The sequence below is a fragment of the Arthrobacter sp. 10N418 genome (assembly GCF_056394725.1).
Genome location: NZ_JBFTIK010000008.1, coordinates 152,774 through 173,312, shown reverse-complemented (window position 1 = coordinate 173,312; position 20,539 = coordinate 152,774). Strand labels below are relative to the sequence as shown.

The window sequence follows — 20,539 nt, the reverse complement described above, 5'->3', positions numbered from 1 at the left end:
GGGACCCGCAATTGGGACCCGCAGTTCAGGCGTGGGATGCCCGGGCTTGTCAGCCTGCGAGCTCCAGCCGGACCTCCCGGGTGGTGATGTCGGAGGACAGGATCCGGACCCGGACCTGCGTGCCGGGTTCCAACTCGCCGGGGCACCGGGCCGTGACTGCGGGCTCGGCGATCTGCACGATGCCGGAGGGTCCGTTGCCGTTGCCGGACTGCTTTCCGTTCCCGTTGGCCTTGCCGGCGGCCCCGCCGTTCCCGTTGCCGTTCCTGGCCGGCTTCGAACCGGAAATGACGACGGCATCGAATTCCTGGCCGATGTGGTTGATGAGCAGGGCCGCCTCCACAGTGTCCAGGGACAGCCGCTCCAGCTTGGCGGCCAGCTGGTCCGAGGTTGCCATGATGGACGGAAGGGAGGGCAGGGCCTCGCGGGCCCAGGCCGGAACCTCAGTTCCGTTGCTGAGGGCTTCGCAGATGACCAGCACGAAGCGGTCGATCAGCCGCCGCAGGGGGGCCGTGGAATGGGCGTACGCCGCGCCGATGGCGGACTGGAGGGCGGCCTGCGGCACCGTTCCGTCGAAGGGCGTGTAGCCGGCTCCGCGGAAGAGCATTCCGGCCGAATGCACGATCGCCAGCTGCCGGGGGTCCGTGGGGTCCAGGGTGCGCAGGTACTCGCCGTAGCTCATTTCCCCGTTCCAGGGCTTGCCGAGGGCGTGCGTCTGGCGGTGGAAGTGCCGCAGGGAGCTTTCATCCGGGGCGGGCATGGTGCGCAGGATGCCGACCTTGCCCTCGAGCATCAGCCGGGCAGCGGCCATGCCCGTCATGAGGGAAATCTGCGCGTTCCAGTCCTCCACCGGCAGCGGCGGCGCCGCCACGATCCGGTAGCCGCCGTCGGGCAGTTGCTGGATTTCCTGCTCCGGCATGTTCAGGCTCGCCCCGCCGCGGAGGCGCTCCAGTTCCACCCGCTTGATGCCGACCTCCTTGAGAAGCTGCAGTACCGGCGCCGCGGTGCCGTCGTCGAGCCCGGCCTGCACGCCCTTGTAGCTGAGCTTGGCGCGACTGCGGACCTGCGCCCGCCGCACGAGCACCGAGGACACCTCCGCGGCGGTATCGAGCTCAAACTCCCAGACAAACGCGGCGCACAGCTGCCCGGCGAGGAGGCTGCCGGCGGCTTCGCTGATGACTTCCGGGTGAAGGGGGATCCGCCCGTCCGGTGTGTAGAAGGTCTGGCCGCGACGGCGCGTTTCGGCGTCGAGCGCCCCGCCCGGGGCCACAAACGAAGGGACGTCCGCGATGGCGTAAAACACCCTGTAACCCTCGCCGGAGCGGTCAATGAACAGTGCCTGGTCGAGGTCGGTGGACGACGCCGGATCGATTGTCACGAACTCGACATGCGTGAGATCAAGATCCGGCAGCTTGTGTTCGGCCACGGCCGCCTCAGCGTCACGGAGCACGTTCTCGGGGAACGCGCCCGGCAGTTCCAACGTGGTGCGCAGCGCCTTGAGAGCCCCGGCAAGCTGGTTATTCTGTTCGTGGACGCTGGGGGTCAGGCGATGATGGGACACGAAAATCAGATTAGCCCGAATTGGGCCATTAGTCTTGGAACATGAGCGCATCCCCGGCTGATCCCGCCCGCTACAACAGCTTCCTCAGGGATCTGCTCGGCGTCATGGCCTACGGCGAGCTTTCGGCCTTCGAGCGGCTGTCTTCGGACGCCCGGTATTCGCCAACGCTGCACGACCGCGCGGTCCTGGGCAGGATGGCGGTCGTCGAGTTCCAGCACTACGAACTCGTGTGCGCCAAGCTCGCGGACATGGGCCTGGACCCGGAGGTTGCCATGCTGCCGTTCCAGGCATCCGTGGACCATTTCCACGAACGGACGCGCCCTGCGGACTGGTATGAATCGCTGATGAAGGCCTATGTGATCGACACAGTCTCCGCAGACTTCTACCGTGCCATCGCCCGGTACGTCGACGCCGGGACCCGGGAACTGATCGAGCGGATCCAATCCGCCGACGAGGGGACGGCCGCATTGCGGGACCGCCTCAAGACGGCGCTGGCCGATGACCCCCGGCTGGCGTCCCGGCTGGCACTGTGGGCCAGGCGCCTGCTGGGCGAGGCCCTGACGCAGGCGCAGCGGGTGAGCTTCGAGCACGCGTTCCTCGGCGGACTCGTCGGGGACGATGCCCGGTCCAGGGAGTTGGTCAGCGGGCTGACGGCCGAGCTCGCCGCGAACCACTCCATCAGGATGGCGCAGCTGGGTCTGGCCGGCTAGGTCCGCCGCTGCCCGGGAACCACGTTCGCGACGGGGCCGGGACCGGCCTCAGGCTTCCGCGGCGTCCAGCACAGCGAGCAGGGCACGCGCGGCGCCGGCGGGATCATCGGCGTCGGTGATGGCCCGGACCACCACGATCCGCCGGGCTCCGGCCTCGACGACCTGCTCGACATTGCCGAGGCCGATCCCGCCGATCGCGAACCAGGGCACTCCGCCGTCGACCGTGCCGGTTCCTGCGGCCCCGGCACGGCGGACAGCCTGTGCAGCGTGGCGCACCAGGTCGAGCCCGACGGCGGCGCGCCCGGGTTTGGTGGGCGTGGCCCACACGGGCCCGACGCAGAAGTAGTCGAGTCCCTTGCGCCCGGGCGCGGCCGCAATGGCGGCGTCCACCTGCCCGGGGCTGTGGGTCGACAGCCCGATGACGGCGCCCTTGCCCAGGAAGTTCCTGGCGGCGCCGAGGGAAATGTCCTTCTGCCCGATGTGGAACACCGGTGCCCCGGAGAGGGACGCGATGTCCGCCCGGTCGTTGACGGCCCACAGCCGTCCGTGGCGCTGCGCCACCTTGTGCAGGACGTCGAGGAGCTCAAGTTCCTCGGCCGCCTCCAGGGACTTGTCGCGCAACTGGATGATGTCCACCCCGCCGGCAAAAGCGGCGTCCACGAAGTCCTCGAAGTCGCCTCGATCCTTGCGGGCGTCGGTGCACAGGTACAGGCGGGCAGTGGTGTGGAGGGCTTCCTGGCTCATGGGACCAGCCTAGTTCCTCTAAACTGGGCCCATACCGCGGGAGCCCGCTGCAGCCGTTCACGCCACCGGCGTAGGACACTGCACGGCTGAGAGGGCGTCAGAGCCGACCGCTTGACCTGATCCGGTTAGTACCGGCGTAGGGAAGGAATCCTCATGGGCACCCCGACACTCGATGATTGTTACGACGTCGCGGTCATCGGCGCCGGCGTGATCGGCCATGGCATCGCCTGGGAGGCCCGCCGCTCGGGCCGGTCGGTTGTCCTGATCGACGAGGCCCCCGGCAGCGGCGCCAGCTGGGCTGCCGCCGGGATGCTCGCGCCCGTCAGTGAACTGCACTACCAGGAGGAAGGCCTCCTGGAACTGATGCTCGAGTCCTCGCGGCTGTGGCCGGGCTTCGCCGCGGGACTCGACGGCGCCGCCGGAGCGGGACACGACCCGGGAACAGCAGCGGACACGCGCCCGGATACCGGCTACCTGACGACGCCGACCCTCGTCGTCGGAGCGGACGCCGCCGACCGCCGGACACTCGCGGACCTGCGGACGGTCCAGCAGGCCTGCGGCCTCACCGTCGAACCCCTGACCGTGCGCGAAGCGCGCAGCAGGGAACCCTTGCTGAGCCCGGCGATCTCCTGCGCCTTCGACATCCCGGCAGACCACCAGGTGGACCCCCGGAAGCTGCTTGCCAGGATCGCCGCACTGCTGGCAGGAGAAGGTCCAGGCCGCGCCCTCCGCCGGCGCGCGGCCGGACTGCTCTGGGAGGACGGACGCGTCAGCGGGGTCAGCCTCGAAGGTGGCGGTGTGGTCCACGCCCGGGAAACGGTCGTGGCGAATGGACTCGGAGCCCCGGACCTGGCAGGCCTCCCGGCGGGGCTCGCGTTGCCGCTCCGGCCGGTTTACGGGGACATCCTCAGGCTCCGCGTGCCCGCCCACTTGCAGCCCCTGCTGGCCTCCACCGTGCGCGGCCTGGTCCGCGGGATCCCGGTCTACATCGTCCCGAGGCAGGACGGCACGGTGGTGATCGGGGCCACCCAGCGCGAAGACGGGCCGTCGGATCCGTCCGCAGTCTCCGCGGGCGGCGTCTACCAGTTGCTGCGGGACGCCCAGCAGCTGGTGCCGGCCGTGGCTGAGCTGGAACTCCTGGAGGCCACCGCACGCGCCCGGCCGGGCACGCCGGACAACGCGCCGCTGCTGGGGCGCGTCGCGTACCACGGCCCGGTGGCGGAGGACGCGGACGTCGGAGACATCCCCGGACTCATCATCGCCACCGGGTTCTTCCGGCACGGCGTCCTGCTCACCCCCGCGGCTGCCATTCTCTGCCGGCAACTGATGGACGGGACCGCGGACCCGCGCTGGTCCGGCTTCCGTCCGGACCGGTTTTCCCGTGCCGCTGAGGCCTCCGCGTCCGTGCCCGGCAGATGAAGCCGGGCACGTGAGGCAGGCACAAAACCCCAACAAGGAAGCACCATGAACATCAGACTGAATGGAACGGAGCACGCCGTCGCGGACGGCACCTCCGTCAGCACGCTCGTCAGCCAGCTCACCGGCCGGGCCGTCGGCCCGGACGGCCAGTCCGCGGACGGGCGTAGGCTCGGCGTCGCGGTGGCCCGGAATTCCGAGGTAGTGCCGCGCAGCCAGTGGCACGCCACCGCGCTCGCCGACGGCGACGACGTCGAGCTGGTCACGGCAGTACAGGGAGGATGAACGATATGAAGGAAACTGCACTCACGGAACCGCCGGCGGCCCAGGCCACCCCGTCCGGCGGCGACCCGTTTATTGTCGACGGCGTCCGGTTGGGATCGCGACTGATCATGGGCACCGGCGGCGCCCCGAGCCTGGACGGACTGGGGGCGGCCCTTGCCGCGTCCGGGACCGAACTGACCACGGTCGCGATGCGCCGCTACTCGCCCGCGGAGGCAGGCTCGTTGTTCCAGCTGCTCGTGGACCACAACATCAGGGTCCTGCCCAACACGGCTGGCTGCTTCACCGCCAAGGACGCCGTCCTGACAGCCGAGCTGGCCCGGGACGCCCTCGAAACCGACTGGGTCAAACTGGAAGTCATCGCCGACGAACACACCCTGTTGCCCGATGCCGTGGAACTGGTGGACGCGACCGAACGGCTTGTGGCCCGCGGCTTCAAGGTATTCGCCTACACCAACGACGATCCCGTGCTGGCCCTGCGGCTGGAAAACCTCGGCGCCACGGCCGTCATGCCACTGGGGTCGCCGATCGGCACCGGCCTGGGCATCCTGAACCCGCACAACATTGAACTGATCGTCTCGCGGGCGTCCGTACCGGTGGTCCTCGACGCCGGGATCGGTACGGCGTCGGACGCCGCGCTCGCCATGGAACTCGGCTGCGACGCCGTCCTGCTGGCCACGGCAGTGACCCGGGCGCAGAATCCGGCGCTCATGGGGGAGGCCTTCAAACACGCGGTCATCGCCGGCAGGCTGGCGAAAGCGGCTGGCCGAATCCCGCGGCGCGAGCACGCCCTGGCGTCCTCGGCCATGGAAGGCCGGGCCGAGTTCCTCTAGGCCGGCTCTGCCTCCGGCAGGGTCCCTAGATCTTCAGGATGGCCGTGAGCCGGGCGGTGTCGTGGCGGGTCCGGTGCCTGCCGAGGTACATCACAGAGACGATGGCCGCAGCGGTGCCCAGGAACAGCGGCAAGATCCAGGGGATCCACGTCAGGCCCGGCTGGTAGCCGAACCCTGCCGCCATGAAGATGATCCAGCTCAGCATCCCGACTGAGGCGGAGACCCCCGCCGGGACGCTGATGCCGTATTTGGCGTGGCGCTTGTCATTGGCCCACACGACGAAACCCGCGGCAACAGTCACCAGGGCGACCACAATCAGGGAAAGCATTTCGGACACCTTATCTTCGTCGGGACAATGACGGGGCAGCAGTTGCGGGGGTACGCCGGCGGCCAGCCGGGTGGGGCTAGAGCGCGCCGAATCCGACGCGGCGGACCTCTTCGGCCCCGATTTCGACGTAGCCCAGGACACTGGCCGGAACGATGATCTGGCGTCCCTTGTCGTCGGTCAGGCGCAGTTCAGTGCCCTTGGCGATGGCGTCTCCGACTACCTTTGCCACGGCGTCCGCATCCTGGGTAGATTCCAGGACGATTTCGCGGCCGATGTTCTGAATGCCGATCTTTACTTCCACTGCAAGGCCTCCAAGCCAATCAAAGTCGAATACATATCAAGGGGTCATCTCTATTTGTAGTCTAGGTCTCTTTGGGAAAGCGGCTGATTCCGCGCCAAGCTAAACGGTAGATCAGGTCGCTGGCCACATCGAGGTCGAGGTCGCCGCCGGTTTCCAGCCAATACCGGGCGCTGACCTGCGCCATTCCTGCGAGGCCGCGGCCCAGCAGTTGGGCCTCCAGCTCGGGCAGCTTGGTGTCCTCGGCGATCACGCGCGCGACGGCGTCGGCGAAGGTCTTGTTGAAGGCCTCCAGCCGGGCGCTGACATCGGGATCGTTGATCAGGTCCGACTCGAAGACGAGGCGGTGCGCCTGGTCGTCGCTGGCGATGAACCGGTAGTAGGCGCGCATGACGGCCTGGACCCGCTCGTCGTTGTCCGTTGTGGAATTCAGGGCGCCCATGAGGAGCTCGATGAGCTTTGTGAGGTGGCTGTCCAGCAGCGCCAGGTACAGCTCGCGCTTGGACGGAAAGTGCTGGTAGAGCACCGGCTTGCTCACGCGGGCGACATCGGCGATTTCATCCATGGCCGCTCCGTGGTACCCGTTCGCCACGAAGACCTCCTGCGCAGCTGCCAGCAGTTGCGCCCGGCGTTCGTCGCGGGGGAGCCGTGCCGAGCGCTGTCCGCCGCTCCGCGACTGTGCGGCCGGCGATTCGCCCGCCTGGTCACGCCCACCCGGTGCCCGATGAATCACTGTCGGCCTTCTTTCCCTTGCAGTTAAGAACACTTTACGCGCGGGTAATATGACCTGACGGTATCTTCGGGCATAGATTGAAGTATGGCTTCCAAGTTCATCGCACATGCCGCGCCCGCTACACCGGAGCAACGGCCCGGACCGCTGGTGGAACCTGCGGCGGACCTCAGTCCGGACGAAGTGGAACGCTACTCGCGCCACCTGATCATTCCCGAAATCGGCGCGATCGGCCAGCGACGGCTCAAGAACGCGAAAGTCCTGGTGATCGGCGCCGGTGGGCTCGGGTCTCCGGCCCTCCTTTACCTCGCCGCCGCCGGGGTGGGCACCCTTGGCATCGTCGATGACGACACCGTGGACCTGAGCAACCTCCAGCGCCAGGTCATTCACGGCGTCGCCGACGTCGGCCGGCCCAAGATCGAGTCCGCCCGCGATGCCATTGCGGCCTTGAACCCGCTCGTGGACGTCCGGCTCCACAACATCCGCCTCGACGCGTCCAACGCCCTGGAACTTTTCGCCGGCTACGACCTCATCCTCGACGGCGCCGACAACTTCGCGACCCGCTACCTCGTCAACGACGCCGCCGCCATCCTCGGCAAGCCCTACGTCTGGGGGTCGATCTTCCGGTTCGACGGGCAGGTCAGCGTTTTCTGGGAGCAGCACGGACCCACCTATAGGGACCTCTACCCGGAGGCGCCCCCGGCCGGATCCGTGCCGTCCTGCGGGGAAGGAGGCGTGTTCGGCATGCTCTGCGCCGCCGTCGGATCGCTGATGGTGACGGAGGCCGTCAAGCTGATCACCGGCGTCGGGCGTTCCCTGCTGGGACGGCTGGCGCTCTATGACGCGCTGGGCGGCACCTGGCGGGAGATCAGGGTCTCCCGGGACCCCGAGGCCACCCGCGTCACGGAACTTACCGACTACGAGGCGTTCTGCGGGATCACCCCGACGGCGGATGCCGGGACCGAGCACACGGTGACGGCGACCCAGCTCGCCACCATGCTGGCCTCGCGCAAAGCGGGCCTCAAGGATTTCCACCTGGTGGACGTGCGGGAAGCTGGTGAGCATGAGATCGTCAGCATCGACGGGGCGGTGCTTATCCCGCAGGGCCGGATTCTGGCCGGTGAGGCGTGGGAGGACCTGCCCCAGGACGCGGACATCGTCTTCCACTGCAAGGCCGGCACGCGTTCGGCAGCGGTCCTCGCCGCGGCCCGCACCGCCGGTTACGAACGCGTCAGCCACCTCGAAGGCGGGATCCTTGCCTGGGTGCGGGACGTTGAACCGGGCAAGCCCGTCTACTGAACGGGTTCCGTCAGAGTCGAAAGGCAGCATTATGAGCGAGGCACACGCGCTGACACCGCAGCGGAAGACCGGCTCCGGCTTCGGCAGGGAATCGACCGCGGCCGAGGTTATTGCGGGCATTGACCTGACGGGGAAGACCGCCATCGTCACCGGCGGCTACTCAGGGCTGGGCCTGGAGACCGTCCGGGCACTGGCCGCTGCCGGCGCCGCAGTGGTCGTGCCGGCGCGCCGGCCTGAGCACGCCCACGAGGTCCTCGACGCGGCCGGGCTTCCGGCCGGAACGGCACCCGGGGACGTCACAGTGGCCGGTTTGGACCTCGCGGACCAGTCCAGCGTGAAGGAATTCGCGGCCGCATTCCTGGCCTCCGGCGCGCCGGGCGCGGGCCGCAGCCTGGACATCCTGATCAACAACGCCGCCATCATGGCCAGTCCCGAGCGCCGGGTCGGACCGGGCTGGGAATCGCAGTTCGCCACGAACCATCTGGGCCACTATGCCCTCACCAACCTGCTGTGGCCGGCGCTCTCCGCGGGGAACGGGGCCCGCGTGGTGTCGCTGTCCTCGACGGGGCACAAGCTCTCGCGCATCCGCTTCGAGGACATCAACTTCGATTCCGGGTACGACAAATGGCGGGCCTACGGGCAGGCAAAGACGGCCAACGCCCTCTTCGCCGTCCAGCTGGACGCCCTCGGCAGGAACTTCGGGGTGCGCGCCTTCGCCGTGCATCCGGGAGGCATCATGACTGAGCTTCAACGGCACTTGCCGCGGGAGGAAATGATTGCCTCCGGCTGGATGGACGAACAGGGCAACGTCGACGCGCGGTTCAAGTCGCCGGCGCAGGGTGCCGCCACATCCGTGTGGGCGGCGACATCCCCTGCGCTTGAAGGAATGGGCGGGGTCTACTGCGAGGACTGCGATATCGCGGAGCCTACCGTGTCCGGATCGCCCGAGGCACGGATCCGGGGTGTGGATGCCCACGCTGTGGACCAGGATGATGCCGCCCGCCTGTGGGCGCTGTCGGCCGGACTGACGGGCATCAACGCGTTCGGCTGAGCAGCCGGACGGGTCAGGCGGTGTGCCTCTCGCCGGCATCGCCGGGGAGCTGGCCGCGGCCGGCCGGGCACTCGGCCGTTGCCGCCGGCGCTGCCGGCGGGTCAACGGTGATGCCGTAGAGGGCTTCGAGGCCGGCGACGTAGTGTTCCTGCTGCCCGTTGGCGGCCAGTTCGCGGGCGCGGACGGTGGGCACATGCAGCAGCTGCTTGACCATCCGGCGCAGGGCGAATTCGACTTCCTCGGCCGCAGCGGTGCAGCCGTGCCGGGCACGTACCTTTTCCATTTCCGCATCGAGGACGTTCATCGTGTGGCGGCGGAGGGCGACAATCGCCGAGTCCACCGAGCGCGCCTCGCGTTCCTGCTCGAAGGCGCTGGCCGCACCTTCCACGATGCTGCTCGCCTGCGCCAGGGACTCGGCCTGTTCCTGTGGCGCGGCGAGCCGGACGGACTCGAGGGTCAGCAGTTCGACGCCGTCGAGCTCGCCGACTGCGGGGTCGAAGTCGTGGGTGAGGGCCAGGTCGATCGCGATCAACGGCCGGGTTGACGCTGCCCGGACGCGGGCCAGCTCGTCGGCTTCGACGCGCGTGTCCGAGCCGCTGCAGCCGATCATGACGTCCGCAGCGGCGACGGCGGCCGGCAGGGTCGCCTCGTCCAGCGCCGTGCCGCCGCGGGTTGCGACGAACCCGGCGGCGCGGCCGGAGGAGGAAAAGACAGAGACGTCGGTGCAGCCGCGTTCGCGCAGCAGCGACATCGTGGCGCCGGCATAGGCGCCCGTACCGAAGACGACTGCTTTCTTGGTGGACCAGTCGGGATTCTCTGACAGGTCGGTAGCAAGATCCAGGGCCACTGAGACGATGGAGAGGCCGCGGGAGCCGAGTGCAGTCTGGGCGCCGACGTCCTTGGCCGTCTTGGACGCGGCCTGGAACAGCCGCACAAGGCCCGAGCTTGCGGTGCCTTCATGCTGGGCGGTGATCAGGGCGCGGCGGACCTGCCCGGCGATCTCGCGTTCGCCGACCACCGCGGAGTCCAGGCCGGAGCTGACCGAAAAGAGGTGCTGGCTGACCTCGGGACCGGTGCGGGTGCTGAAGGCCCGGGAGACGAGTTGGTCGTTGAGCCCGCTGGCTCCGCTGATGTGGCTGATCAGAGCCGCGCGGGCGGCTTCGACGTCGTCCGGGTGCGGTGCCTCACCGTAGATCTCGAAGCGGTTGCAGGTGGCAAGCACAACTGCACCCGCCACTGCCGGCGATCCGGCGAGGGCGGATGTGGCGAGCTCCGAAGCGCCGGTGCTCAACTGAGCAACGGTTTCGAGATCGATGTCGGCGTGTGTAGCCACCAATGAGAAAAGAACCACAGCACGACCATCATAGCTTTTTCGTGTCCGTGTAGAACAATAAACCGGAGGGGGGATGGGCACCCCGGCCTGTGATTCCCGCCACGCGCGGGCCCGGGGAGGAAGCGGTGACAGGCTGTCGTTATCTTTATGGACCGAATTTGGGCACAATCGAAGTCATGACTCCTAGCGCTGCGGCCACTGACGACACGTCTACCCACGAGACCTCCGGGCTCGACGCCGGACACCCGCTGATGGACGGCCGCACCGCCGGTTCCCCGCTGATTACGGCCTACCGCGGCGGCAAGCCCTCCCGCCGCCCCGTCTGGTTCATGCGCCAGGCGGGCCGCTCGCTCCCTGAATACCTGAAAGTGCGCGAGGGAGTGGCCATGCTGGACTCCTGCCTGCGCCCCGAACTTGCCTCCGAGATCACGCTGCAGCCTGTCCGGCGGCACGACGTCGATGCGGCCATATTCTTCTCCGACATCGTGATTCCGCTCAAACTGGCCGGCGTCGGCGTCGACATTGTTCCCGGCGTGGGCCCCGTTTTGGACCAGCCGGTCCGCACAGCCGCGGACGTCGCCGCGCTCCCGCAGCTGACATGGGAGGCGCTCGAGCCGATCCGGGAGGCAGTCCGGCTCACGGTGGCGCAGCTCGGCAGCACCCCGCTGATCGGGTTTGCCGGCGCTCCCTTCACCCTTGCGGCCTACATGGTGGAAGGCAAACCCTCCCGCGACCACCTCGGCCCGCGCACGATGATGCACGCTGACCCGGAAACCTGGACGGCGCTGGCCAACTGGGCGGCCGACGCGTCCGGGATGTTCCTCCGCGCGCAGCTGGAAGCCGGCGCCTCCGCCGCGCAGCTCTTCGACTCCTGGGCAGGATCGCTGGGACTCGCTGACTATGAACGCTTCGTTGCCCCGGCGTCATCGCGCGCCCTGGACCATGTCCGGCACCTGGGGGCACCGCTCATCCACTTCGGCACCGGCACCTCGGAACTGCTCGCGGCCATGCGCGACGTCGGCGTCGACGTCGTGGGGGTCGACTACCGGCTGCCGCTGGACGAGGCCAACCGCCGGCTCGGCGGCACCGTGCCGCTGCAGGGCAACATCGATCCCGCGCTGCTTTCCGCGCCCTGGGACGTTCTTGAAGCCCACGTCCGCGCGGTCATCGCGGCCGGCGCCGCGGCCCCCGGCCACGTGCTGAACCTCGGCCACGGAGTGCCCCCGGAGACGGACCCGGCGGTTCTGACGCGCGTCGTCCAGCTCATCCACTCCATCTCCCCGGAGTAGCGGCGTGGACGCAGGCCCGGCCGGCGCCGGGATTACTGCCGCCGGGCCGGCGCCTGCCGGGCCAAGCGCCGTCGTGGTCGGCGGCGGGATCTCCGGCCTGCTCGCCGCGCGGGAACTGGCCCTGGCCGGCGCCCGCACCACGGTCCTGGAGTCCTCCGGGGAATGGGGCGGCTGCGTGGGACGCCACATCGTGGGCGGACTGACCCTGGACAGCGGGGCCGAGTCCTTTGCGACGCGTTCATCCGCCGTGGCTGATCTCGCCGCCGAGCTGGGCCTTGCCGGCGAAATCGTCCGGCCCAATCCGGGCGGCGCCTGGGTCCAGCTCCCGGACGGCCCGCGGGAACTTCCCCGCACCGGGGTGCTCGGCATCCCGGCCAACCCCTGGGATCCTGAAGTCCGCCGCTCGCTCGGTTTCCTGGGCTCGCTCCGGGCCTCCCTCGACGCGGTGTTGCCCGCCTCCATCGGCACCGGCAACGAGGACACGAGTGTCGCCGCGCTGGTCCGTGCCCGGATGGGGCGGCGGGTCCTCGAACGCCTCGTGGCGCCGGTCGTCGGCGGCGTCCACTCGGCCGATCCCGAGGTCCTCGACGTCGACATGGTCGCGCCCGGGCTGCGGGCCGGAACCCGACGGCACGGGTCCCTTGCCGCCGCCGTCACGGCCCAGCGCGGGGGAGCGGCGCCTGGCGGCGCCCGCCGCGGGGGAGCGGCGCCGCCGAAAGCCGGGCTGCAGAAGGCAGGGTCAGCTGTCGCAGGTCTGCGCGGCGGCATGCACACCCTGGTGTCTGCGCTGCTGGCCGAGCTGCGCGAGCGCGGCGTCACGCTGCATGCCAATTCACCGGCGGACTCCGTGGAACGCACCGCCGGCGGCTGGCGCATCCGCGCCGGGGAGACCTGGTACGACGCCGGACTGCTCGTTGTTGCCACGGAAGGCCCTGCCGCCGTGGCACTGCTCGCCAGGGCCCTGCCGGCGCTCGCAGGACTCCGCCCCGGCGCCGGACCCGACGTCAGCCTGGTCACGCTTGTGCTGGACGTGCCGGCACTGGACGCCGCTCCGCGCGGCACCGGGGTCCTCGTGGCCCCGCAAAGCCCGGGCATCCAGGCCAAGGCCCTCACCCATGCCACTGCCAAATGGGGCTGGCTCGCCGGGCGGACCGGCCCCGGCACCCACGTCATCCGCCTGTCCTACGGGCGCGGCGACACGCGGCACGGCGCCCCGGGACGTGCTGAGCCGCGCACCGATGGGGAGCTCTTCGAAGCCGCCCTCAGGGACGCCTCCACGCTCCTGTCCGTCCCGGTCGCTGCCCGGGACGTCGTGGACTGGGACGTCGTGCGCTGGGCCGGGGCGCTGCCGTTCGCTTCCCTGGGCCACAGGAGGCGCGTCGACGAAGTCCGGAGCATTTGCGCCGCAGACGGCAGCGTGGCTGTGGTGGGCGGCTGGCTCTCCGGCAACGGCCTCGCGGCGATCGTTGCCGACACGCCACGGCAGGTGCGGGCACTGCTCTCCTGACCCTGCTGAGCCCGACGAGCCGCCGGCCCCTTCGAGCATGACCCCAGTCTGGCCGACAAGAAGTTCCCCGGCAACCGACAAGGTCCTACCGCACCCGGGAACCGCTGCGGTTGAGCCCGGCAAGTACCCGGAGGCGGCGTATTAGGCAAATTTTCCCGGCCGGCGTTTGGGCGGCTAGGCTCGATGACCATGGTTATTTTCAGGTCCCACGGGTCACGGGCGCACACCGGTCACCGTTGGGGACTCCGGCGCGGCGCAGCGGCTGCCACCCTCGGAGTGGTGCTGGCCCTTACGTCAGGGATTTCTGCCTCACAGGCCGCAGCGGGACTTTCCGCTGCAGCCTCCACATCCACGGCCAACGCCTCGCTGTCCCTGGGCATCGATGATCTGCTGGGCGGACTGCTGGGCCCCTCACCGCAGCCGACGCCCACGCAGCAGTCCACGCCTGCCGCTCCGACGCAGACCGCACCGACCGCGACACCGCAGCAAGCCCCGGCACAAAGCGCCGCGCAGAAAAGAGGCCCTGCGCAGCCCACCGTGCAGCCCACCGTGCAGCCCGGCGCCGCAGAGCCCGCCGCCCCCCAGAGCGGCACCGTGCAGCCCGCGGCGTCCGCCTCCGGAAGCGTCGCGGCGTCCGCCTCCGGAAGCGTCGCCGCCTCCGCCTCCGGAAGCGTCGCCGCGTCCGCGTCCGCCTCCGGAAGCGTCGCCGCTGGCCAGCAGCCGGCAGCGGGCACTGACCAGCCTCCGGCTGCAGGCTCCCAGGCCTCGGCCCCGGCCGAAGCCGCCGTGTCGCCGTCCCCACCGGCGGGGACTGCCGCGCCGCAGCCCCAGGCCGGGGGCGCCCAGGCCGCAGGTGCTCCGGCGCCGTCGGCCGCCGGAGCGCAGGGACATACGGGCAGCTCCTCCACGCAGGCAACCGCGGCGGTCAAACCCGCCGGACCGTCCCCGCTGGTCGGCTGGGGCGTCTGCCTGGTCGCCCTGTCCCTCGGGGCCGGCGTCGCCGTCGTCCGGATGCGCAAAATCTGACGGACCCGTCCGTCCGAAGGCGGCCTCCCGGATGTGAAATAAAGCACTTCTACGCGTTGTAGAAGTGCTTTTTTTCGACTTAGATGCGGTGAAGGGGCAGACTGGTAGGCATGAGCCACACTTCTGCCGAATCTGTCACTAAAACCGAAGAATCAGCCGAGCAGTTCTTTACCCTCTGGACGGTGTTCAAGCGCTCCGGGGACGTCCCGCGCAGCAGCGAAGCTGCCGGGGAGTTCGACGCCCTGATCGGGACCCTGGCCGCCGCAGGGGTGGTCCACCGCGGCAGCTACGACGTTTCCGCCATGCGCGCCGACGCTGACATCATGATCTGGCTGCACGGCCCCCAGCCCGAAGCGCTGCAGCGGGCTGTCCGGGACATCCGGCGCAGCAAGCTGTTCACGGGCACCGACATCGCCTGGTCCGCCATGGGCGTGCACCGCGAGGCGGAGTTCGCCAAGAACCACACCCCGGCGTTCTCCCGCGGCGTCGAACCGGCAGAGTGGCTCTGCGTCTACCCCTTCGTCCGCTCCTACGAGTGGTACCTGCTGCCCGACGCCGAGCGCGGCGCGATGCTCCGCGACCACGGAATGCTGGGCCGCGACTTCCCCCAGGTCATCTCCAACACCGTCTCCTCCTTCGCCCTGGGCGACTGGGAATGGATTCTCGGCCTGGAAGCGCCCGAACTCGTGGACCTCGTCGACCTCATGCGCCACCTGCGCTCCACCGAAGCCCGCCACCACGTCCGCGAGGAAGTCCCGTTCTACACCGGACGCCGCGTCAACGCCGCCGGGATCCTCGAGGTGCTCTCATGAGCCAACCGGATCGCCAGGAATCCGTCACGGCGCCGACCGCCGTCAACTCCGTCACGGAAGCGGTCCGGATGGCCCCGAAGGAGTACGACGCCGTGCTCCTCGCGTCCTTCGGCGGCCCCGAAGGCCAGGAGGACGTGATCCCCTTCCTCCGCAACGTCACGCGGGGCCGCGGCATCCCGGACGAGCGGCTCGAAGAGGTCTCCCACCACTACCGTGCCAACGGCGGCATCAGCCCGATCAACCAGCAGAACCGCGAGCTCAAAGCCGGGATCGAGGCGGAACTGACCGGGCGCGGGATCGAGCTCCCCGTCTTCTGGGGCAACCGCAACTGGGATCCCTACATCCCGCAGACCCTTCAGGACATGTACGACGCCGGTCACCGCAAGGTCCTCATGGTCACCACGAGCGCCTACTCCTGCTACTCCAGCTGCCGCCAGTACCGCGAGGACATCGGCATGGCGCTGACGGACACCGGGCTGGACGGAAAACTCGAAGTCGACAAGGTCCGCCAGTACTTCGACCACCCGGGCTTCGTGGAGCCGTTCATCGAAGGCACCGCCGCCGGCCTCAACGACGTCCGCGCCCAGCTGGCCGCGGCCGGCACCCCCGATGCTCCCGTGCACATCCTGTTCGCCACGCACTCCATCCCGACCCGCGACGCCGAAGCCGCCGGACGCTCCGAGGGCGAGCCGCGCCACTTCGACGAGGACTCCGCCTACGTGGCCCAGCACCTGGCCACCGGCACCGAGGTCATCCGCCGCGTCGAAGCCGAGACCGGCCTCACCGCGCCGTGGTCCCTCGTCTACCAGTCCCGCTCCGGCGCGCCGCACGTGCCGTGGCTCGAGCCCGACATCAACGACGCCATCGAGGCGCTCGCCGGACAGGGCACCAAGGGCATCGTGATCGTGCCGCTTGGCTTCGTCAGCGACCACATGGAAGTAGTCTGGGACCTGGACACCGAGGCACTGGAAACCTGCGGCAAGCTCGGCCTGGCCGCCACACGCGTCCCTACCCCCGGCACGCACCGCAAGTTCGTGGCCGGGATCGTGGACCTGATCTGTGAGCGGACCGCCGCGAACAACATCACGGACCGGCCGCACCTGACCACGCTCGGCCCCTGGTACGACGTCTGCCGCCCGGGCTGCTGCGCCAACTTCCGCGGCGAAAAGCCCACCATCGCGGGCGCGGACACCACCGTCGGCACCGGCCACGACCCGTCCCCGGCGCCTGCCGGCCTCCCGGCGGCAGGTCAGGCAGCACTGTGACCGTCAGGATCGGAACCCGCGCCAGCACCCTGGCGCTCACCCAGACCCAGCAGACCGCGGACCAGCTGGCCGCCGTCGGCGGGTTCCCCGTCGAACTGGTGCACATCAGGACCGACGGCGACGTCCTCAAAGGCTCGCTGTCCCAGATGGGCGGCACCGGCGTCTTCGTCGCCGCGCTGCGCGATGCCCTGCTGCAGGACCGCTGCGACGTCGCAGTCCATTCCCTCAAGGACCTCCCCACCGGGCCGGCCCTCGGACTGGCCCTTGCCGCGACGCCCAAGCGCGTCGACGTCCGGGATGTCCTCTGCGCCCGGGACGGGCTCAAGCTCGCGGACCTGCCCGCCGGCGCCACGGTTGGCACAGGTTCTCCCCGCCGGGCCGCGCAGCTGCGCGCCGCGCGGCCGGACCTGGACATCCGGGACATCCGCGGGAACGTGGACACACGCCTTGGACGGGTTCCCGGACTTCCGGGCAACACCTCCGACGCCGTCGTGGAGGGCAAGTCCTGCGACCTCGACGCCGTCGTGCTCGCCGCCGCCGGCCTGCACCGGATCGGAAGGCTGGACGCGGTCAGCGAATACCTCGAGACCGACGTCATGCTGCCCGCAGCCGGACAAGGATCCCTCGCCATTGAATGCCGGACCGCCGACGCCCCCCGGAAATCCGGATCCACCGACGGTTCCCAGGGCGTCCTGGCCCAGGCCCTCGCGGCCCTCGATGATCCCGACACGAGACTCGCCGTCACCGCCGAACGGGCACTCCTGGCCCGGCTGGAGGCCGGCTGCGCGGCCCCCGTGGGCGCCTACGCCTACCGCAAGGGCAGCATGCTGCACCTCGAAGCCGTCGTCTGCGCTGTCGACGGCACAGCGAGCCTCCGGGACAAGAAGGCCACCGACGGCCTGACCGAAGTCGGGGCCACCCTCCTGGGGATCGAACTGGCCGAAGGCCTGCTGGCCCGCGGCGCCGCCGACATCGCGGACCTGGCCGCTTCCTGAACCGCGGAATCCATCACGTCATGGGGCAGGCCACGGAACAGCACAGCGGGGACGACCGCCCGGGCGCGCGCTCCCGGGCAGGAGCGCTGGACGGCGCCCGGATCCTCGTCGCCCGCACCCCGGACCGCGCCGGGGAGCTCGTGGCGGCCCTGCGCCGCGTGGGCGCCGAACCGGTGCTGCTGCCCCTCATCGACTTCGAGGTCGCCAGCGACCAGCATTCCCTCGACGTCGCGTTCGATGCCCTCGGCGCAGGGGCCTACACCTGGCTTGTGATCAGCAGCGTGACGACCGTCCAGGTGCTCGAGGCCAAGGCCGCCGAACGCGGCGCGACCCTGTGCACCTGGCTCCCCGGCAGCGTGCAGGTGGCCACGATCGGCCCGGCCACGCGGCGGGCGCTCGAGTCGCGGGGGATCGGCGTCGACCTGGCACCCACGGCGCAGCAGTCCGGCGCCGGCCTGGCCGGAATCTGGCCCGAAGGCCGGCCCAGCGTGTTCCTGCCGCAGGCCGACATCGCCGACCCCAGGCTCCGCCGGGGACTGGAGGCCCGGGGAGCATCCGTCCAGGCCGTCACCGCGTACCGGACGGTGGACTACCCGGCCAATCCGGCCCGCGGACTGCCCGCCTGCCCGCCGCTTCCCGGGCAACACGACGCCGGGCCACCGGCAGCAGTCCTCACCACGGCCCAGGCGAAGGCCGAGATCGACGCCGGCCGGTTGCACGCCGTCGTCGCCGCCGCACCCAGCGCCGCGCGCCGCATCCACGCCGCCCTCGCGCCCCTTGGCCGCTGCCGCTTCGTGGCGATCGGGCGTTCGACGGCGGGGGAAGCGGAGGCCCTTGGCCTCACCGTCGCGGCCACCGCCGAAAAGCCGACAGCCTCCGGCCTCGTGGCCGCGGTGGTCCGTTCCCTGACAGCAGCGCCCCACCCGTCCCCTCAACCGCCCGCAACCGAGCACCCAGCGAAGGACAGACCATGAGCTTTCCGACCCACCGCCCCCGCCGGCTCCGCACCACCCCCGCCATGCGCCGGCTGACCGCCGAGCACCGCCTCTCCGCCGCGGAACTGATCCTCCCCGCCTTCATCCGGGAAGGACTGGACGAGCCCAACCCCATCGCCTCGATGCCCGGCGTGCAGCAGCACACCACCGACTCGCTCAAACGCGCCGCAGCCGAGGCCGTGCGGCTGGGCGTCGGCGGCATCATGCTCTTCGGAGTCCCCGCTGAACGCGATGCGCGCGGCACCGCCTCCCTGGACCCCGACGGCGTGCTGAACAAAGCCATCCGGGACGTCCGCGCCGAGGTCGGCGATGAGCTCGTGGTCATGAGCGACGTCTGCCTCGACGAATTCACCGACCACGGCCACTGCGGTGTGCTGGACGCCAAGGGCTACGTGGACAACGATGCCACCCTGGAAATTTACGGCCAGATGGCCGTCGCCCAGGCCGACGCCGGCGCCCACGTACTGGGCCCGTCCGGCATGATGGACGGCCAGGTCGCCGTGATCCGGCAGGCCCTGGAGGACGCCGGACACGCCAACACCGCCGTCGTGGCCTACGCCGCGAAATACGCCTCCGCGTTCTACGGCCCGTTCCGCGAAGCCGTCGACTCGCAGCTGACAGGGGACCGGCGCACCTACCAGATGGACGCCGCCAACCGCCGGGAGGCCATCCTGGAAGTGGAACTGGACCTGGCCGAAGGCGCCGACATGGTCATGGTCAAGCCCGCCATGAGCTACCTCGACATCCTCGCCGACGTCGCCGCCATGAGCCCGGTGCCGGTGGCGGCCTACCAGATCTCGGGGGAGTACTCGATGATCGAGGCCGCCGCCGCCAACGGCTGGATTGACCGGCGGGCCGCCATCACCGAGTCCGTGCTGGGCATCAAACGTGCCGGCGCCAACCTGGTCCTCACCTACTGGGCGAGCGAGCTCGCCGGCTGGCTGAAGGAATCCTGATGAGCAGCGCGACCTCGCCCCTGGGCTCCGTGGCAGCTCCTGCGGACCCGGTCGGGCCGGACCGGATCCTCCTGGGCCTGAACACGTTCGGCGACGTCGGCGTCTTCCCCGACGGGCACCCCGTCCCGCACGCCCAGGTGCTCCGGCAACTGCTCGAACAGGCAGAGCTTGCCGACGAGGTGGGGCTCCATGCCTTCGGCGTGGGCGAACACCACCGCCGCGACTTCGCGGTGTCCGCGCCCGAGGTCTTCCTCGCCGCCGCGGCCGCGAGGACCAAGCACATCATTCTGGGCTCCGCCGTGACAGTGCTCAGCTCCGATGACCCCATCCGGGTGTTCGAGCGCTTCGCCACAGTCGACGCCATCTCCGGGGGCCGGGCCGAGGTCATGCTGGGCCGCGGGTCCTTCATCGAGTCCTTCCCGCTCTTCGGACTCGACCTGGCCGACTACGACGTCCTGTTCGAGGAAAAGCTCGAACTCTTCGACAAGGTCCGGGCGCAGAAACCCATCCATTGGGAGGGCCGCACCCGCCCGTCCCTCAGCGGGCTGAGCGTCTATCCGCCGCTGGAACACCATCTCCTGCCGGCCTGGATCGGCGTCGGCGGCACCCCCGAATCGGTGCTGCGCTGCGCCGAGTACGGCTACCCGATCATCTTCGCCATCATCGGCGGCGAACCACGTTCCTTCGGCCCGCTGGCCGGGCTCTACCGCGAGGCCATGGCCAAGTACGGGCACCCGATGCGGCAGATGGCAACGCACTCACCCGGCCATGTTGCGGCCACAGACGAGGAAGCCCGCGAGGAACTCTTCCCGCACTGGCTGGCACAGCGCAACCGGATCGGCTCCGAGCGCGGCTGGGGTCCCGGAAACCGTGCCGAGTTCGACGCCCTGTGCACCCCGCAAGGCGCCCTGTACGTCGGGTCACCGGACACCGTCGCCGCGAAGATCGCGCTGCTCAAGAAGAACCTGGGCGTGGACCGTTTCGACCTCAAATACAGCCACGGCACCCTGCCGCACGCCGCCATGATGCGCTCCATCGAGCTGTTCGGCACCGAAGTCGCGCCCCGCGTGGCGGCCCTGCTGGCCGGATCGCCGGCCGGCTGAGGCTGTACG

Annotated in this window: 21 protein-coding genes; 15 read left to right on the top strand and 6 right to left on the bottom strand. The window is 70.0% G+C overall.

Annotated elements, in window-relative coordinates:
- Positions 1-49: 49 nt before the first annotated feature.
- Positions 50-1,558, bottom strand: a complete 1,509-nt coding sequence (locus AC1DCZ_RS08845; RefSeq protein WP_476895189.1) for an RNB domain-containing ribonuclease — start codon at positions 1,556-1,558, stop codon at positions 50-52.
- Positions 1,559-1,599: 41 nt separating this feature from the next.
- Between AC1DCZ_RS08845 and AC1DCZ_RS08840 the strand changes: the two genes are divergently transcribed.
- The gene (locus tag AC1DCZ_RS08840) at positions 1,600-2,268 is read left to right on the top strand and encodes a ferritin-like fold-containing protein (protein WP_476974242.1); all 669 of its coding nucleotides are present in this window, start codon (positions 1,600-1,602) and stop codon (positions 2,266-2,268) included.
- Positions 2,269-2,316: 48 nt separating this feature from the next.
- Here the strand turns inward: AC1DCZ_RS08840 and thiE are convergent, their stop codons facing one another.
- On the bottom strand, positions 2,317-3,012 hold the full coding sequence (gene thiE, locus AC1DCZ_RS08835; RefSeq protein ID WP_476974241.1) for a thiamine phosphate synthase: 696 nt from the start codon (positions 3,010-3,012) through the stop codon (positions 2,317-2,319).
- A 153-nt stretch (positions 3,013-3,165) separates the two neighbouring features.
- Here thiE and thiO point away from each other — a divergent pair, with 153 nt between their 5' ends.
- From thiO to AC1DCZ_RS08820, 3 genes are read left to right on the top strand one after another with little or no spacing between them, the layout of a single operon-like run.
- Positions 3,166-4,431 (top strand): glycine oxidase ThiO, encoded by a 1,266-nt coding sequence (gene thiO / locus AC1DCZ_RS08830; protein ID WP_476974240.1) that lies wholly within the window; start codon positions 3,166-3,168, stop codon positions 4,429-4,431.
- A gap of 45 nt (positions 4,432-4,476) precedes the next feature.
- A complete protein-coding gene (gene thiS, locus AC1DCZ_RS08825; protein WP_476974239.1) occupies positions 4,477-4,713 on the top strand; it encodes a sulfur carrier protein ThiS in 237 nt (78 codons plus the stop codon).
- 5 nt (positions 4,714-4,718) lie between these two features.
- The gene (locus AC1DCZ_RS08820; RefSeq protein WP_476974238.1) at positions 4,719-5,543 is read left to right on the top strand and encodes a thiazole synthase; all 825 of its coding nucleotides are present in this window, start codon (positions 4,719-4,721) and stop codon (positions 5,541-5,543) included.
- Positions 5,544-5,568: 25 nt separating this feature from the next.
- On the opposite strand, the gene AC1DCZ_RS08815 is transcribed toward AC1DCZ_RS08820, so the two are convergent.
- From AC1DCZ_RS08815 to AC1DCZ_RS08805, 3 genes are all read right to left on the bottom strand, one after another.
- A complete protein-coding gene (locus AC1DCZ_RS08815) occupies positions 5,569-5,871 on the bottom strand; it encodes a hypothetical protein (RefSeq protein WP_476974237.1) in 303 nt (100 codons plus the stop codon).
- A gap of 76 nt (positions 5,872-5,947) precedes the next feature.
- Positions 5,948-6,172, bottom strand: coding sequence for a DUF3107 domain-containing protein (locus AC1DCZ_RS08810; protein ID WP_476895196.1), 225 nt, complete (start codon positions 6,170-6,172; stop codon positions 5,948-5,950).
- A 61-nt stretch (positions 6,173-6,233) separates the two neighbouring features.
- Positions 6,234-6,980, bottom strand: a complete 747-nt coding sequence (locus tag AC1DCZ_RS08805; protein WP_476974275.1) for a TetR/AcrR family transcriptional regulator — start codon at positions 6,978-6,980, stop codon at positions 6,234-6,236.
- Between the two features lie 6 nt (positions 6,981-6,986).
- On the opposite strand from AC1DCZ_RS08805, the gene moeB reads away from it, so the two are divergent.
- The gene (moeB, locus tag AC1DCZ_RS08800; RefSeq protein ID WP_476974236.1) at positions 6,987-8,198 is read left to right on the top strand and encodes a molybdopterin-synthase adenylyltransferase MoeB; all 1,212 of its coding nucleotides are present in this window, start codon (positions 6,987-6,989) and stop codon (positions 8,196-8,198) included.
- Positions 8,199-8,229: 31 nt separating this feature from the next.
- The gene (locus tag AC1DCZ_RS08795; RefSeq protein WP_476974235.1) at positions 8,230-9,249 is read left to right on the top strand and encodes an oxidoreductase; all 1,020 of its coding nucleotides are present in this window, start codon (positions 8,230-8,232) and stop codon (positions 9,247-9,249) included.
- 13 nt (positions 9,250-9,262) lie between these two features.
- On the opposite strand, the gene AC1DCZ_RS08790 is transcribed toward AC1DCZ_RS08795, so the two are convergent.
- On the bottom strand, positions 9,263-10,600 hold the full coding sequence (locus tag AC1DCZ_RS08790; RefSeq protein ID WP_476974234.1) for a glutamyl-tRNA reductase: 1,338 nt from the start codon (positions 10,598-10,600) through the stop codon (positions 9,263-9,265).
- 158 nt (positions 10,601-10,758) lie between these two features.
- Here AC1DCZ_RS08790 and hemE point away from each other — a divergent pair, with 158 nt between their 5' ends.
- From hemE to AC1DCZ_RS08745, 9 genes are all read left to right on the top strand, one after another.
- A complete protein-coding gene (gene hemE / locus AC1DCZ_RS08785) occupies positions 10,759-11,871 on the top strand; it encodes a uroporphyrinogen decarboxylase (protein WP_476974233.1) in 1,113 nt (370 codons plus the stop codon).
- Positions 11,872-11,875: 4 nt separating this feature from the next.
- Positions 11,876-13,378 carry a protoporphyrinogen oxidase gene (gene hemG, locus AC1DCZ_RS08780; protein WP_476974232.1) on the top strand — a complete coding sequence of 501 codons (1,503 nt, stop codon included), beginning with the start codon at positions 11,876-11,878 and terminating at the stop codon, positions 13,376-13,378.
- A gap of 189 nt (positions 13,379-13,567) precedes the next feature.
- A complete protein-coding gene (locus AC1DCZ_RS08775; protein WP_476974231.1) occupies positions 13,568-14,404 on the top strand; it encodes a hypothetical protein in 837 nt (278 codons plus the stop codon).
- A 110-nt stretch (positions 14,405-14,514) separates the two neighbouring features.
- On the top strand, positions 14,515-15,216 hold the full coding sequence (gene hemQ / locus AC1DCZ_RS08770) for a hydrogen peroxide-dependent heme synthase (RefSeq protein ID WP_476974230.1): 702 nt from the start codon (positions 14,515-14,517) through the stop codon (positions 15,214-15,216).
- Complete coding sequence (locus tag AC1DCZ_RS08765; RefSeq protein WP_476974229.1) at positions 15,213-16,481, top strand: ferrochelatase; 1,269 nt, start codon at positions 15,213-15,215, stop codon at positions 16,479-16,481. The genes hemQ and AC1DCZ_RS08765 overlap by 4 nt, the downstream gene beginning before the upstream one ends.
- Positions 16,478-17,476 (top strand): hydroxymethylbilane synthase, encoded by a 999-nt coding sequence (hemC, locus tag AC1DCZ_RS08760; RefSeq protein ID WP_476974228.1) that lies wholly within the window; start codon positions 16,478-16,480, stop codon positions 17,474-17,476. The genes AC1DCZ_RS08765 and hemC overlap by 4 nt, the downstream gene beginning before the upstream one ends.
- 20 nt (positions 17,477-17,496) lie before the next feature.
- Positions 17,497-18,450 carry a uroporphyrinogen-III synthase gene (locus AC1DCZ_RS08755; protein ID WP_476974227.1) on the top strand — a complete coding sequence of 318 codons (954 nt, stop codon included), beginning with the start codon at positions 17,497-17,499 and terminating at the stop codon, positions 18,448-18,450.
- Complete coding sequence (gene hemB, locus AC1DCZ_RS08750) at positions 18,447-19,427, top strand: porphobilinogen synthase (protein ID WP_476974226.1); 981 nt, start codon at positions 18,447-18,449, stop codon at positions 19,425-19,427. The genes AC1DCZ_RS08755 and hemB overlap by 4 nt, the downstream gene beginning before the upstream one ends.
- Positions 19,427-20,530 carry an LLM class flavin-dependent oxidoreductase gene (locus tag AC1DCZ_RS08745; protein ID WP_476974225.1) on the top strand — a complete coding sequence of 368 codons (1,104 nt, stop codon included), beginning with the start codon at positions 19,427-19,429 and terminating at the stop codon, positions 20,528-20,530. The genes hemB and AC1DCZ_RS08745 overlap by 1 nt, the downstream gene beginning before the upstream one ends.
- Positions 20,531-20,539 lie beyond the last annotated feature (9 nt).

Excerpts from the sequence above, each read along its gene's own strand:
- moeB (WP_476974236.1), top strand. The coding sequence starts at position 6,987 with ATGGCTTCCAAGTTCATCGCACATGCCGCGCCCGCTACACCGGAGCAA.
- AC1DCZ_RS08755 (WP_476974227.1), top strand. The coding sequence starts at position 17,497 with ATGGGGCAGGCCACGGAACAGCACAGCGGGGACGACCGCCCGGGCGCG.
- AC1DCZ_RS08775 (WP_476974231.1), top strand. The coding sequence starts at position 13,568 with ATGGTTATTTTCAGGTCCCACGGGTCACGGGCGCACACCGGTCACCGT.
- AC1DCZ_RS08840 (WP_476974242.1), top strand. The coding sequence starts at position 1,600 with ATGAGCGCATCCCCGGCTGATCCCGCCCGCTACAACAGCTTCCTCAGG.
- hemB (WP_476974226.1), top strand. The coding sequence starts at position 18,447 with ATGAGCTTTCCGACCCACCGCCCCCGCCGGCTCCGCACCACCCCCGCC.
- AC1DCZ_RS08795 (WP_476974235.1), top strand. The coding sequence starts at position 8,230 with ATGAGCGAGGCACACGCGCTGACACCGCAGCGGAAGACCGGCTCCGGC.
- AC1DCZ_RS08820 (WP_476974238.1), top strand. The coding sequence starts at position 4,719 with ATGAAGGAAACTGCACTCACGGAACCGCCGGCGGCCCAGGCCACCCCG.
- hemQ (WP_476974230.1), top strand. The coding sequence starts at position 14,515 with ATGAGCCACACTTCTGCCGAATCTGTCACTAAAACCGAAGAATCAGCC.
- AC1DCZ_RS08745 (WP_476974225.1), top strand. The coding sequence starts at position 19,427 with ATGAGCAGCGCGACCTCGCCCCTGGGCTCCGTGGCAGCTCCTGCGGAC.
- thiO (WP_476974240.1), top strand. The coding sequence starts at position 3,166 with ATGGGCACCCCGACACTCGATGATTGTTACGACGTCGCGGTCATCGGC.
- thiS (WP_476974239.1), top strand. The coding sequence starts at position 4,477 with ATGAACATCAGACTGAATGGAACGGAGCACGCCGTCGCGGACGGCACC.
- hemE (WP_476974233.1), top strand. The coding sequence starts at position 10,759 with ATGACTCCTAGCGCTGCGGCCACTGACGACACGTCTACCCACGAGACC.
- AC1DCZ_RS08765 (WP_476974229.1), top strand. The coding sequence starts at position 15,213 with ATGAGCCAACCGGATCGCCAGGAATCCGTCACGGCGCCGACCGCCGTC.
- thiE (WP_476974241.1), bottom strand. The coding sequence starts at position 3,012 with ATGAGCCAGGAAGCCCTCCACACCACTGCCCGCCTGTACCTGTGCACC.
- AC1DCZ_RS08815 (WP_476974237.1), bottom strand. The coding sequence starts at position 5,871 with ATGCTTTCCCTGATTGTGGTCGCCCTGGTGACTGTTGCCGCGGGTTTC.